At 66.2% G+C, this 14,849-nt stretch carries 8 protein-coding genes; 6 read left to right on the plus strand and 2 right to left on the minus strand.

The annotated features are described in order from the left end of the window. From ACS8YF_RS04775 to ACS8YF_RS04800, 6 genes are all read left to right on the plus strand, one after another. Positions 1-478 (plus strand): vWA domain-containing protein (locus ACS8YF_RS04775; protein ID WP_440849078.1); only part of this gene is annotated, 478 nt, incomplete at its 5' end. A 28-nt stretch (positions 479-506) separates the two neighbouring features. Further along, positions 507-1,841 (plus strand): cobyrinate a,c-diamide synthase, encoded by a 1,335-nt coding sequence (locus ACS8YF_RS04780; protein ID WP_440849079.1) that lies wholly within the window; start codon positions 507-509, stop codon positions 1,839-1,841. 24 nt (positions 1,842-1,865) lie between these two features. After that, on the plus strand, positions 1,866-2,951 hold the full coding sequence (cobW, locus tag ACS8YF_RS04785) for a cobalamin biosynthesis protein CobW (RefSeq protein WP_440849080.1): 1,086 nt from the start codon (positions 1,866-1,868) through the stop codon (positions 2,949-2,951). A gap of 23 nt (positions 2,952-2,974) precedes the next feature. Beyond that, positions 2,975-6,775 carry a cobaltochelatase subunit CobN gene (gene cobN, locus ACS8YF_RS04790; protein ID WP_440849081.1) on the plus strand — a complete coding sequence of 1,267 codons (3,801 nt, stop codon included), beginning with the start codon at positions 2,975-2,977 and terminating at the stop codon, positions 6,773-6,775. Between the two features lie 303 nt (positions 6,776-7,078). After that, positions 7,079-8,140 carry a proline racemase family protein gene (locus tag ACS8YF_RS04795; RefSeq protein ID WP_440849082.1) on the plus strand — a complete coding sequence of 354 codons (1,062 nt, stop codon included), beginning with the start codon at positions 7,079-7,081 and terminating at the stop codon, positions 8,138-8,140. A 90-nt stretch (positions 8,141-8,230) separates the two neighbouring features. Then, a complete protein-coding gene (locus ACS8YF_RS04800) occupies positions 8,231-9,598 on the plus strand; it encodes an MFS transporter (protein ID WP_440849083.1) in 1,368 nt (455 codons plus the stop codon). A gap of 180 nt (positions 9,599-9,778) precedes the next feature. Here the strand turns inward: ACS8YF_RS04800 and ACS8YF_RS04805 are convergent, their stop codons facing one another. Next, a complete protein-coding gene (locus tag ACS8YF_RS04805; RefSeq protein WP_440849084.1) occupies positions 9,779-10,156 on the minus strand; it encodes a response regulator transcription factor in 378 nt (125 codons plus the stop codon). Between the two features lie 149 nt (positions 10,157-10,305). After that, on the minus strand, positions 10,306-14,379 hold the full coding sequence (locus ACS8YF_RS04810; RefSeq protein ID WP_440849085.1) for a CheR family methyltransferase: 4,074 nt from the start codon (positions 14,377-14,379) through the stop codon (positions 10,306-10,308). Positions 14,380-14,849 lie beyond the last annotated feature (470 nt).

Here is a 14,849-nt window from a genome sequence, read left to right on the forward strand (position 1 = left end):
GGGCGAGGGCGACCCGGCCCCGGCGCGCCGCCCGGGCCGCCCGGCGCGCGCGACCCTCAACTGCGTACTGCTGGATACCTCGGCTTCGACGCTCGGGGCCGACGAACAATCGACGGCCCGTGCCGCGGTCGCCGGGCTGGCCGAACGCGCGCGCCGCCAGCGCGAGCGTCTGGCGGTGCTGGTTTTCGGCGGCGATCGCATTGATTGGCTGGTGCCGCCCGGGCGCGCGCCGCGGGCGATCGAAACCCGGTTGGCGGCGATCCCGGCGGGTGGCGGCACGCCCCTGGCACGGGCCGTTGCCATGGCCGGCCGGCGCCTGCAGACGCTGGCCCGGCGCGAGCCGGGGCTCGGTTTTCGCAGCTATATCTTCACCGACGGGCGCGCTCGCGAGGCGATCGAAGCCCGGGCCTGGCCCGGCGAACTGACCGTGATCGATACCGAGCGCGCCCGGGTGCCGCTGGGCCGTGCCGGCACGTGAAACTGGCCGATTTTCTGGCGGGCCCGGCATGAGCGCCGCCGGCGCGACACGCAGCTGTCCGGCCCTGTGCATCGCGGCGCCGGCCTCGGGCCAGGGCAAGACCACGGTCACGGCCGGCCTGGCGCGGGCAGCCCGCCGGCGCGGGCAGCGTGTGGCGGTGTTCAAGACCGGGCCGGATTATCTCGACCCGGCCATTCTGGCCGCCGCGGCCGGGGCACCGGTCGAGCCGCTCGACCTCTGGATGGCCGAGCCGGATTACTGTGCCCAGCGATTGTATGAAGCCGCCGGCGAAGCCGATCTGATTCTGGTCGAAGGCGCGATGGGGCTCTACGACGGCACCCCCTCGAGTGCCGATTTCGCCGCCGCCTTCGGCCTGCCGGTGGCCCTCGTACTCGATTGCAAGGGCATGGCCCAGACCGCGGGCGCGCTGGTGGCGGGGCTGCAGCAGGCGCGCGCCGATCTGGCCTTCGCCGGGCTGGTGGCCAACAGCGTGGGCAGTACACGGCATGCGGCGCTCGTGGCCGAGGCGCTGCCCGCCGCGACCGCGCTGCTGGCCCGGCTGCCGCGCGATACGGCCATGGCCTTGCCGCATCGCCATCTCGGTCTGGTCTCGCCGGCCGAGCAGGGCGAGACGATCGATACGGCGCTCGAGGCGGTCGCCGATCATATCGACGGCAGCGATCTGCTCGCAGCCGCGCAGCCGGTGGCGTTCGAGGCGCGGCCGGCGGCCGTGCCCGGGCCGTGGCTGGCGGATAAGACAATCGGCATCGCCCGCGATGCCGCCTTCAGCTTTGCCTATGCCTCGAACGAACGATTGCTGACGGCGATGGGGGCGCGGCTGACTTATTTCTCGCCGCTGACCGACCGGGCACTGCCGGCGGTCGATGCGCTCTGGCTGCCGGGCGGCTATCCGGAGCTGCATGCCGCCGAACTGGCCGCGAATACGGCCATGCACGCGGCCCTGAGGGCGTTTCACGCCCGCGGCAAGCCAATGCTCGCCGAATGCGGCGGCATGCTCTATGTCCAGGAATCGCTGACCGAACTGGATGGCCGCCGCCATCGCATGGTCGGGCTGATCGCCGGCGCCGGGCGCATGCGGAACAAGGGGGGCTGCCAGGGCATGCAGACCGCGCCGCTGCCCGAGGGCGGGATTCGTGCCCATGCCCATCATCGCTCGATCACCGAGGGTGGCGCCCAACCCCTGGCCCATGGCCGCCGGCAACGCCATCCCGCGCCCGGCGAGGCGATCGTGCGCGATCGCAGGCTGACCGCGACCTATCTGCATCTGTTCTTCGGTTCGAATCCGGCGGCGATTGCCCGCCTGTTCGGGGCCGAACCGGACGCCACGACTTCGGCGTCCTGATTCACGATTCATCGGAGCTCGCTCATGCAACTCGACAAGATCCATGCCACCGTCGTCACCGGCTTCCTCGGCAGCGGCAAGACCACGCTGCTGTCGAACCTGATCAGGAACGCGACCGACAAGCGCATCGCGGTGATCGTCAACGAATTCGGTGAAATGGATATCGATGCCGAGCTGCTGCGCGGCTGTCCGCTGGCCTGCGACGGCGAGGACGAAGCCGAGGACGGCATCTTCGAGCTGGCCAACGGCTGTATCTGTTGCACGGTCGAGGAAGAGTTCGTGCCGGTGATGAAAAAGCTCATCGAAAAGCGCGACTCGATCGACCATATCGTGATCGAGACCTCCGGCCTGGCCCTGCCCAAGCCATTGGTCCAGGCCTTCAACTGGCCGGAGATCAAGCAGCATTGCACCGTCGATTCGGTGATCGCCGTGCTCGACGGCCCGGCGATCGCGGCCGGCACCTGGGCGGCCGACCCGCAGGCGGTCGCCACCGCGCGTCTGGCCGATACATCGCTGGATCATGATCCGACGCTGGAAGAACTGCTCGACGATCAGCTCGCCGCCGCCGATCTGGTGATCGTGAGCAAGGCCGATCAACTGGACGACCGCAGGCGGGGCGCGGTGCGCGCGTGGTTGACCGCGCGCCTGCCGCGACAGGTCAAGGCCCTGTTCATCGAAAACGGTGAAGCCGATCCGGAGCTGCTGACCGGGCTGGATTCGGCCACCGAGGATCGGATCGAGGCGATCACCACCCATCACGATGCCCACCATGCAGCCGGCGAAGACCACGCCCATGCCCACGACCATTTCGATGCCATGGTCGTGGCCCTCGGCGCGGTCGATAGCCAGCGATTGATCGCCGGCATGCAGCAGTTGATCGGCGAACAGACCATCTATCGCGCCAAGGGCTTCGCGGCGGTCGGCGACAAGCCGATGCGCCAGGTCGTCCAGGCGGTCGGCGAGCGCATCGCGCATTATTTCGATCGCCTCTGGGAGGCCGGCGAGACGCGGGCCACGCGGCTGGTATTCATCGGCCACGATCTGGACCGGGCGCGGATCCGCGAGGTCCTGAGCGCGGCCGAAATCGATGCGGCGGCGACGCCGGCATAGCGGCCCGCTGAGCGCTTCGGCCTGTGCATCTGCTTGCAGCCCAGCCGGGCGGCTTCAGCGACGACGAAGGGATCGTCGATCTCGATCAGTCGCCGGGCGATGTCGTGATCATGGCGGCCGCCGACGGCGTACTGGGCCTGCTGGCCGAAGCCGCCGAGCGTGCCCCGGCCGATAGCCCGAGCCTGCGGCTGGCCAATTGGCGCCACCTGGCCAAGCCGGCGGCGCTGGATCTGTACCGGCACAAGACGCTCGACCGGGCCCGGGTCGTAATCGTGGCCCTGACCGGCGGGCGGTCCTACTGGCCCTACGGCGTCGAGCAGCTCGTCGAATGGGCCGCCGAGGCGCCCGATCGCGAGCTGGTCCTGGTACCCGGTGAGGATGTGCACGACGACGATCTGTTCTCGGCCTCGACCGTCGCCCATGCCCGGGCGCATCGCATCTGGCGCTATCTGCGCGAGGGCGGGGCGGCCAATGCCGATGCGCTGCTGCGCTATGTCGCCGCGGCATTCTTCGACCGGGCATACGACTGGCAGGAGCCGGTGGCTCTGGCCCGGACCGCGGTCTATCACCCCGAGCGCAGCCCGGCGGGATTGGCGGACTGGCAGGGCACCTGGCCGACAGGCTCCGACCGGCCGGTCGCCGTGGTGCTGCTGTATCGCAGCCATCTGCAGAACGGCAACATGGCGGTGTTCGACGGGCTGCTGGATGTGTTGGTGGAGTACGGGCTCAACCCGCTGCCGATCGCCGTGGCCTCGCTCAAGGAAGACGCCTGTCTGGCCGAAGTCGACGCCCTGATTGCGGCGGCGAATGCCCGCGTGGTGCTCAATACCACCGGTTTTGCCCTGCGCGCCGCCACCAATGCTGCGGCCGCTTCCGAGCCGGGCACGGGCCGGGCGATGTTTGCCCGCGATATTCCCGTATTGCAGCTGGTGCTGGCGAGCACGACCGAAGCCGTCTGGCAGGAAACCAATGCAGGGCTGCGCGGGCGCGATCTGGCGATGTATGTGGTGCTGCCGGAACTCGACGGGCGGATCGTCACCCGGGCGATCGGCTTCAAGAGCCGGGCCTTTCGCAGCGATATCTGCCAGATCGATGTCGTGCGTCATGAGCTGATGCCCGAACGGGCGGCCTTCGTGGCCGAATTCGCCCGCCGATGGGCGCTGCTGCAGAGCCGGCCGAATGCGGATAAACGGGTTGCGCTGGTGCTGGCCAACAACCCGGGCAGCGACGGGCGGATCGGCAACGGGGTCGGCCTGGACACACCGGCGGCCACGCTCAACCTGCTGCGCGCCCTGCGGCGCGCGGGTTATGTCACCGGCGAACTGCCGGCCGATACCGACGCCCTCATGCAGGCGCTGCGTGCCGCGTTGTCAAACGACGTCCGTGCCAACCACTTCAAGCCGACCGGGCAGAGCCTGGATATCGCGGTCTATGAACGCTGGTTTGCCAGGCTGCCGGATACGGCCCGGGCCGCGGTGCGCGCCCGCTGGGGCGAGCCGAGCGCCGATCCGCGTTATCGCGACGGGCGGATCGAGATCGCCGGCCTGCGTTTCGGCCATGTTTTCGTCGGGCCGCAGCCGCCGCGGGGCTTCGATATCGACCTCGCGGCCAGTTATCACGATCCGGATCTGGCGCCGCCGCACGGTTATCTCGCGTTCTATGCCTGGCTGCGCGAGGTCTATGCCATCGATGCCCTCGTGCATGTCGGCAAGCACGGCAACCTGGAATGGCTGCCCGGCAAGGCGGTTGCGCTGTCGGACCGTTGCTGGCCGGATATCGTGCTCGGTCCGCTGCCGCAGCTCTACCCGTTCATCGTCAACGATCCGGGCGAGGGGGCCCAGGCCAAGCGGCGCAGCCAGGCGGTGATCATCGATCACATGACGCCGCCGATCGTGCGCGCCGAAAGCCACGGCGCGCTGGCCGAACTGGAAGGCCTGGTGGATGAATACTTCGAGGCGATGGGGCTGGATTCGCGTCGCGAGGATTGGTTGCGCCGCGAGATCCTGGCACTGGCCCGGCGCAGCCATGTGGCCGAGGAGATCGCCGGCACCGACGGCGACGACGACGCGATCCTCAACCAGCTCGATACCTATATCTGCGACCTGAAGGAGGCCCAGATCCGCGGTGGGCTGCATCGCTTCGGCGAAATGCCCGAGACGCGCCAGCTCGCGGAAACGCTGGTGTCGCTGGTGCGCTTGCCGCGCGGCGAGTCAGCCGCCGATCGCGGCATTCTGCATGCGCTGGCCGAGGATCTGGGGCTCGCCGGTTTCGATCCGCTGGCCGTCCGCGGCGAGCCCTGGACCGGCCCGCGACCGGCCGTGCTCGCGGCACTCGATACGACCACCGGCTGGCGTACCGACTGGCACACCCGGACCCGCCTGGAACAGCTTGCCGTGCAACGGGTAGAGCACTCGGTGCTGGGCGATGCGCCCTGCGCGATCGGCCCGGCAACGACGGCGCTGCTGAGCTACATGCGCGAGGTCTTGCTGCCGGCCCTGAAACAGGGCGTGGCCGATGAAATCGAACACACGCTGGCCGGCCTTGCCGGCCGGTTCGTCCCGCCCGGGCCGAGCGGGGCGCCGACCCGCGGCCGGCTGGATACGCTGCCGACCGGGCGCAATTTCTATGCCGTGGACAGTCGCGCGATCCCGACCCGCACCGCCTGGGCGCTCGGCCAGGCCTCGGCCGATTCGCTGGTGCGGCGTCATCTTCAGGACCACGGCGACTACCCGCGCGAGATCGGCCTGTCGGTCTGGGGGACCGCCACCATGCGCACCGGCGGCGACGACATCGCCCAGGCATTCGCGTTGATGGGCGTGCGTCCGATCTGGGCCGCCGGCTCCAACCGGGTGGTGGATTTCGAGATTCTGCCGGCGTTCCAGCTGGGCCGGCCGCGGGTGGATGTGACGCTGCGGGTGTCGGGCTTCTTCCGGGACGCCTTCGCCAATCTCATCCGGTTGTTCGATGCCGCGGTGCAAAAGCTTGCCGTGCTCGATGAGCCGGGCGAGACCAATACCCTTCGGCAACGCATCGAAGCGCGCAGCGCTGAACTGATCGCGCAGGGTGGCGACCGCGACGAGGCCGCGCGCCAGGCGGCCTTTCGCGTGTTCGGTTCCAAACCGGGGGCCTACGGCGCGGGCGTGTCCGAAGTCATCAACGCCGGGCAGTGGCAGGGTTCGCAGGATCTGGCCAATGCCTATATCCAGCGCGGCGGTTACGCCTACGGCCAGCACGTGCATGGCGAACAGGCCCACGAGGCCTTCGTCGACCGGCTGGGCCGGATCGAGGCCGTGGTGCATAACCAGGACAATCGCGAGCACGATATTCTGGATTCGGCCGACTACTACAGCTTTCAGGGCGGGATGGCGAACGCGGCGGGTGCGGCCCGCGGCGGCGCGAGGCCGGCGATCTATCATGCCGACCACAGCAATCCCGCGGCGCCCCGGGTGCGGACCCTGGCCGAGGAGGTCGGCCGGGTGGTGCGCAGCCGGGTGACCAATCCGAAATGGATCGCCGCCATGCAGCGCCATGGTTACAAGGGTGCTTTCGAGATGGCGGCGAGCGTGGATTACCTGTTCGCCTACGGCGCCACTGCGGACGTGGTCAGCGATTACCAGTACGCCGCCGTCGCGGAGGCCCTGATTCTCGACCAGGCCAACCGTGCTTTCGTCGAGCAGCACAATCCGCAGGCCCTGCGCGACATGGCCGAGCGCATGCTCGAGGCCATGCAGCGCGATCTCTGGCAGCAGCCGGGGGATTACCGCCCGGCGCTGGAGGGGGTGCTGCTGGATGCCGAGGCCGGTTTCGAGCGTCCCCTGCAGTAGCAACGCATCCCGAACGGCCGCGGCCGGAGCAGCCCGTCGTGGCCCGGGAGCGGATCATGGCGCGGCGTCTCCTATCAATCCCGGTTGGTAATTCCCCGGATTGGCTTGCCGCTTGAATGCGTTAGCGTAAGAACAGGCGATGCGGCCACTTCCCGGCGCGGCCCCGGCAGCGGTATCGAGGTCTGTGACGACAGACCCGAGCCGGCCCGGCTCAGGCGTCATCGATGCCGTTTCTGCCGCTTGTAACCCGCAGGATGCGCGCGTTCGTTTCGCCGCGGCGAGGTCAGCAACACGGAGTGTGCCATGTCGGATGATCAACCGGACAAGAAACCCAGCCGCGTACGCTCGCTCAGGGTGATCGATATGCAGGCCGGCGGCGATGTCAGCCGTATCGTGCTCAGTGGCGTCGAGGCCTTGCCGGGCAATACCGTGCACGAGCAGCAGCAATATCTGGAAGCCCACGGCGATGGCCTGCGCCGCCTGTTGCTGTCCGAGCCCTACGGCGACCCGGCGATGTCGGTGAACCTGATCGTGCGGCCGTGCCATCCCGACGCCGAGGCCGGCTACATCATCATGGAAGCCATGGGTTACCCCATGTATTCCGGCTCCAACACGATCTGTACCGCGACCGCATTGCTGCAAAGCGGTCGCATCCCGATCGAAGACAGCCAGCAGACGGTTTTGCTGGAGTCGCCGGCCGGCATCGCCCGCGGGCAGGCGCGATGTGCCGACGGCTTCGTCCAATCGGTCACGACCCAGGGCGAGGCGGCCTATGTGGCGGTCCCGGATATGGAAGCCGAGGTGCCTCGCTACGGCAAGGTTCGCTACAACGTCGTCTGGAGCGGCGGGTTTTACGCGATGATCGATGCACAAGCGCTGGGTTTTCAGCTGGTTCGCGACGAGGAACCGGCGCTGGCGGCCTTCGCCGACGCTTTTGTAAAGACCGTGCGTCCGGAGTTCATCGAGAATCATCCCGGGTTCGATGATGTGACGCCGCTGTCGTTCGTGCATTTCATGCGCACGGCCCACGCGGTCGATGGCGGATTTCGCGCCCGCGGCGCCACCTATGTTCACCCGGGGGTGATCTGTCGCAGCCCCACCGGTACCGGCACCTCCGCGCGCATCGCGCTGATGGCGGAACGCGGCCAGATCCGGGACGGGCAGTGGCTGGAAACGCTCTCGCCGCGCGACAGCAGTTTTATCGGCACCCTGCTTGGTCAGACTACGGTGAACGGACAGCGCGCCTGGGACACCCACATCACCGGCCGCGCCTGGACCCTGACCCGGTCCCGGGTCGAAGTCGAGCTCGACGACCCTCTGGTCGATACCGCCGACCTGGAAAATATTCTGGTCGAACCGGGTTAGCGCGGGGTTTCGCGGTCACGGTTTCGCGCATTTTTACGAGTGCTGCGACAGCCCGGCTGTCGCGCAGAATTCGACGACACGAGTTGCACCATGAGTACCCGGGTTGCGGACACAGGCCAAGACAACGAATCCGACGGCGTTGCACTGACCACATCGGGGATTCGCCGATCAGTGGCCGCGGCGGCCATGGGTAATGCCATGGAGTGGTTCGATTTCGGCGTGTACGGCTATCTCGCCACGACGGTCGGCGATCTTTTCTTTCACGGCCAGGGCGGTTCGTTACTCAAGTCCTTCGGCGTATTCGCGATATCTTTTCTGGCACGGCCGTTGGGCGGTCTTTTCTTCGGCCCGCTGGGTGATCGCATCGGGCGCAGCAAGGTGCTGGTGATAACCATTCTCATGATGGCCGCCGGGACCACGGCTGTCGGTGTGCTGCCGACCTACCAGACCATCGGCGTCTGGGCCCCGGTTCTGTTGATCGTCACCCGCCTGGTTCAGGGGTTCTCGACCGGCGGCGAGTACGGTGGCGCGGCGACTTTCATCGTGGAATCGTCCCCCGACGACCGCCGTGGTTTTCTGTCCAGTTTTCTCGAATTCGGCACGTTGGGAGGCTACACCCTCGGCGCCGGGCTGGTGACCGTGATGACCGTCTCGCTACCGGATTCGGCGATGCACAGCTGGGGCTGGCGCGTTCCGTTTCTATGTGCAGCGCCTCTGGGCCTGTTCGGGCTCTATCTGCGACTCAAGCTGGAAGACAGCGCGGCATTTTCATCGGCGGCCGAAAAAGGCGAAACGTCCCGCTCGCCGCTACGCGAGATCTTCACCGAACACTGGCGGCGGATGCTGCAGTGCATCGGTTTGGTGGTGCTGCTGAACGTGGCGTATTACACCGTACTGACCTATCTGCCGAGCTATTTCGAGAAACATCTGAATTTCTCCAGCACGCAATCGCTGGAACTGCTGATCGCGGTGTATATTGGCATGATGCTCGTCATCGCGCTCGTCGGCTGGCTGTCGGACCGCGTGGGCCGCAAGCCGGTGATCATGGCATCGTGCATTGGCTTCCTGTTGCTTGCCTATCCGGCCTTCTGGATGTTTCAGTTGCATGGCATGGTCTATACGGCCGTGGGGCTGGCGATTCTGGCGATTCTGGTGGTGTTGCTATCCGGTACCATGCCCGCCACTTTGCCCGCTATTTTTCCGACCCGTATCCGTTATGGCGGGTTTGCGATCTCGTACAACCTGTCGACATCCGCGATTGGCGGCACGGCGCCTTTCGTGATCACGGCGCTCATCGGCGCGACCGGCAATCTTTATATGCCCGCGTTCTATCTGATGGTCGCCGCTGCGGTTGCGCTGCTGACGTTGTTCACGGTCAAGGAAACGGCTGGCCAGCCACTGGCCGGTTCCGCAAGCCTGCGTAGTGCGCGCGGACATCGGAGGCGGGGCAAACGCTGAGCGCGTGCTGATCCAGCCGCGCAGCCGGCCGCCCAAGCGCCGTTACCAGTCCGCCTGCGACGGGGACGTCGATTCCTTTCCCCGCAGCCCGGGCGTGGCGCCGCGTGAAACCGGAGGTTGGCACATGATGCACGGCCACCGGGCGTGTGGCCGGTCTTTGGCGCCTATTGGCGTGGGCGCTTAGGGCCCGGCGGTCACGCGCGCAATCTGATCGAGCAGCTGATCGGGGTCGACCGGTTTGTGCAGGAATGCAGCGGCCCCGCCGGCCCGGGCCTGACGCGCGTCATCTTCGCGGCCACTGCCCGTCAGGAAGACAATCGGCGGATCCGAGGCCTGCGTGCGCATCATGCGTTGGAGTTCGAGGCCGCTCATGCCCGGCAGCTCGATGTCGAGCAGAATACAGCCGGGCCGACCGGCGGCTGCTCGCTTGAGGTAGGCCTCGGCCGATCCGTAGCTGGCACATACGTAGCCCGCGGCCGCCAGAAGCATTTCCAGGGAGGCACAGAGGCCGGCATCGTCATCGACGACGATGACCGTTGTTTTCGTGTCGTCGAACATCGCCCGCGCTGAATCGGAATATTTATTGCCAATACGTCTATGTCGGCCTCTGAATGCGGCCGCTTGAACCGCCCTGGAAACAGGGGCGCCCCGGCCCGCCCGGCCACGCCGGGCCGGACGGAAAGAAACCGTGCGGCGCGCGAAAAGCCTCAACCCAGTTTACCTTCGACGGCGCAGGTTGGAAGGCGGACGAAGAAGGTGGCGCCGTGGTCGAGCGTCGATTCCGCCCAGATCCGGCCGCCGTGCCCCTCCACGATCGAGCGTGCCAGCGACAGTCCCAGCCCGGTGCCTTCGAGCTTGGAGGTGTAGAACGAATCGAAGATACGCCCGAGCTTCTGGCGGGGAATGCCTTCGCCGGAGTCCGTCAGGCCGAACTCCACCTCATCATCGACCAGACGTGACCGGATCGTCAGGTTCCGGCGTCCCCGATCCACCGACTCCATGGCATCGACTGCATTGACGATCAGATTGATGATCACCTGTTCGATCTGGATCGGGGTGCACTGGATCGCCGGCAGCGGCGAATACAAATCGAGATGGGTATCGATGTGGTTCTTGCGGACCAGGCTTTCGACCAAGGCCAGCGCCTGGTGTATCAGCGTGTTCAAGTCGCTGTTGCTGGTCTCGCGGTCGCCGACGAAATCGCGCGTGACCGTGACGATCTCGCTTGCATGCTGGACTTGTTCCGCAATCTTGCCCAGCGTGGGCGTGACCTGATCGATGGGCCGCCCGGCATGCAGCATGCGCTTGATGGCGCCTGCGTAGTTGTTGATCGAATTCAGCGGCTGCTTGATGTCGTGCACCAGGGTGGTGGTCAATTCGCCGAGCGTCGCCAGTCGCTGCATGTAGACCAGGCTGGCTTGCCGGTCGATATGGTCGAATGCCCGGCGGCCGTCGGCTTCATTTTCGCGTAGAAGAAGACACAGCTCGGGCGCGGTATCGTCGCTGACCCGGTCGTGGCTGAACTGGGGAATGAGGCTGACCGTAAAGCCGTGAACCCGGCCGGCGGTGTCCGTATGGGTCACGTGCGATGTCGCCTCTCGCCCGGCCATGGCGGCCGCCAGGCAGGGGCGAAGCTCGGCGTAGGTGGCCGGGCCAAAGATCTGTTCCAGTTTATGGCCGGTAATGTCCTGCGGCGCGTGCCCGAACAGGGCACTGAATGCCTGATTGGCGAAATGGAATGTTTCGCTCGCATCGGCGTAGGCCACCATCTGCGGTATGGAATCGGCCAGCGATTCCAGCCGCGCCTGGGCCTGTACGACGTACAGGTGGGCCAGTTTTTGTTCGGTGATGTCGCGTTCGATCCCGATCCAGCGTACGGGCCGGTTTTCGTCGTCGCGTATCACGGTGCCGTTGCTGGCGAACCAGCGAATATTGCCGTCGCGATGACGGATACGATAGTGCAGCCCCCCGTCACCGCGGGCCACGCGCCGATCGATCGCGCTGAATCGTTCGCGGTCCGGCGCGATGACGCGTTCCTCCCAGGCCTGCAATGAATTGGGGAATTGTTCGGGCTCGAAACCCAGCAAATGCTTCAACCGGTCCGATATGTAGATGTGGTCGGGCTGGGCATCCTGGGTCATCGGGTCGAGCGCCATATCCCACATGCCGCCGTTGATCGCGCCCATGGCCAGATCCAGGCGCTGTTCGCTCTCGGCCGAGGCCAGAGAAGCCTGCTTGATCTCGGTGATGTCGGCGAAGGTGATCACGACGCCGTTGATGGCGTTGTCCTGCGTGCGGTACGGCACGATACGGCGCAGAAACCACTCGCCATGCCGGGTCTGGACTTCGCGCTCGCGCTGGCTCAGCTCGCGCATGACGTTCTCGGCATCGGCTGCCAGTGCCGGATCGTCGAATTTCAGCGAGATATCGCTCAGTGGGCGGCCGATATCCGATGTGATTAGACTCAGCAACCCCTTGATCGCGGGCGTGAAACGCTTGATGCAGAGCGCCTTGTCGAGAAACAGCGTCGCGACGTTCGTGCCGGCGAACAGGTTTTCCAGGTCATTGTGGGCGGTTTCCAGCTCGGCGACCTTGTTTTCGAGCTCGGTGTTGACTGTGGTCAGCTCCTCGTTGACCGACTGCAATTCCTCCTTCGAGGTTTCGAGCTCCTCGTTGGTCGATTGCAATTCCTCGTTCATGGAGAGGATCTCTTCGTTCGAACCCTTGAGATCCTCGTTCGAGGCCTCCAGCGCCTGAATGGTGGTGTTCAGCTCATTCCGGGTCGCTTCCAGTTCATCGGCCAGTTGCTGCTGCTCGTGGTCGCTGGTGGCGCCCGGTTTGGTGCGCGCCGCTGTCTTGAGGCGTTCGAAGGTGACAAACAGAAGCCCCCGTGCCGAGGCCGGGCGATGCAGCGGGCGGGCGGTGATACGAACCGCGTAGTCGTCGTCGTCATGGGGCACCGCGGTGACGTCGCATTGGCTGTCGTCGCGAAAGGCGCGGTGGATAATGGCGCGCAGATGGCTGCGGTACTCCTCGCGCACCATGTCCATGAGCGATAGCGACGACGGGCCGAACGGCAGCGTGAGAAAATCGCGCGTCGGCCCGTAGCTGCAAAGGATATCGAGTTTGCGGTTGATCAGTACGCAAGCCGGGACGAATTCACGCAGCAGGATCGAGCGCGCGAGTTCCTGGGCGTCGGCGTGCGGGGCGGTGCTCTGGCGTGGGGTGCGCGGTTCATCGCCCGATCGCCCGGGACCGGCGCCCGGAGCGAACGGGAGGTCGGCGCGCGACGCGTATTGCGTGGTGGCGCGCTTGAACAGGCGGCTGGCGGCGTCGAGCGGCTCGAAAAGATCGACCTGGCCGGCGACCGTTTCCGAGGAGCCGAGAAACAGCAACCCGTTGGGTTTGAGAGCGAAATGAAAGGTCGCGATGACCCGTTGCTGCGTCTCCGGGGCCAGATACATGAGCAGATTCCTGCAGCTGATCAGGTCCAGCCGGGAATAGGGGGGATCCTCGATCATGTTCTGGGCGGCGAAGACGACCATCTCGCGCAGGCCGCGCTTGACCCGGTAGTGATCATCGATCTTGTCGAAGTAGGTGCGCAGCTGACGCTGGGTGAGATCGGTACGGATCGACTCCGGGTACACGCCGGCGCGCGCCTGCGCCAGGGCCCGCGTATCGATATCGCTCGCGAACACGATGAAGTTGTACTCGCGGCCGGTCTCGCGTATCGCCTCGTCCAGCGCGAACGCAATGGAATAAGCTTCCTCACCGGTCGCGCAACCGGGAACCCAGGCGCGGATCGTATCCGCCGCGTCGCGATCCTTTAACAAGGCCGACAGCCCGTCGCAGCGCAGTGCGTCATAGGCGGCTGTATCGCGAAAGAAATCGGTCACGCTGATCAGGAAGTCCTGGGTTAGATTGGCGCGTTCGCTGGCATCCTTCTCCAGTCGGGCGAGATACGCCTGTGGGTCGCGCGCGCCCAGCAGCCCCATGCGCCGCCGGATACGACGCTTGAGCATGTTGGGCTTGTACGGGAAAAAATCGCGCCTGTTTTCGTTCCTGCGCAGCAGATCCAGCGCTTGATGCAGGATCCTGTCCCCGATTTCGATATCCGGCGGCCCGGTATCGCCGGGGCGCGGTCGATGGTTGTCGGTGCCGGTCGCGCCGGGCGGTAATGGCGGCATCTTGATGTTATGCCGCAGGTGGTTGCACAGCGGCTCGATGAGCGCGCGCGTTTCCAGCACGTAATCCGGCGATGCCAGTTCCATGGCCGCTCGCGGCATGTGGCCGAATTCCGCGGTTTCCGGGTCCTGCGCCAGGGCCAGGCCGCCGTGCAGCTTGATGGCCTTGAGCCCCAGGGCGCCGTCCTGTCCGCTGCCCGACAGGATGACCCCGACCGCTCGCGAACCCTGTTCCTGCGCCAGTGCGCGCAGAAAACCATCGATTACCGTCGGCGCAGGCTCCTGGTTTTTCGGCAGCAGCCGAAGCTGCGCGCCCTCGATCCCCAGCGCACACCCCTCGGGCATGACATACACATGATCGGGTGTGACCGTCATGCGGTCCTCGATCGTCACCACGGGCAACGCGGTGGCGCGGCCGAGCAGGCTCGGCAGCTGCGAGGTATGCCGGCTCGACAGATGCTGAAGCACCACGAAAGCGGCGCCGGTGCCGGCGGGTATGCCGCCCAGCAACGTGGAGATCTGACGCAGGCCACCGGCGGAAGCGCCGATCGCTACGATGGGTGTCGTGGTGGCGGCCCCGGAGGGCACATTGTCCATAATAGTTCCTTTCGAACGGATACCCGGTCGGGTGTCGCGCCGGGATCGTTCTTGCAGCCGCTCGACCCCGCAGGGCCGACAAGAAGATCATCCCATTCGATTATGCCGCTGAAGCCGACCGCAGTGCGCCGGGCGTCGCCCTGAGGGATCGGCCTCGGCCGGGTCACCGGCTGGCCATCGTCCGGCCCCGACGAAATGCGCGGGCGGCGCGCCTGGGCTGTTGTGACCGTTGTCAACGTGATGAAGCTCGAGTGCGTGCGGCACGATCCTGTCGATGCGGGCAAGAACCGGGTTCGCGGGGCATGAGAAAGACGGCCTCGCCGGACGCGACCCATGCATGACGCGTTGGTGGCAAAAGATGCCTGCAGCGTTCCAATGCAGCTTCCACTGTGCCGCGTGCGCCCCCAGGTTACAATTGTGGTGAAAATGCAATGGACTAGGGTCTGTTGCCGTTTCGTACGCGCCCGCGC

Origin of the sequence: Salinisphaera sp. SWV1 (genome assembly GCF_052044155.1) — a bacterium.
GTDB lineage: Bacteria > Pseudomonadota > Gammaproteobacteria > Nevskiales > Salinisphaeraceae > Salinisphaera.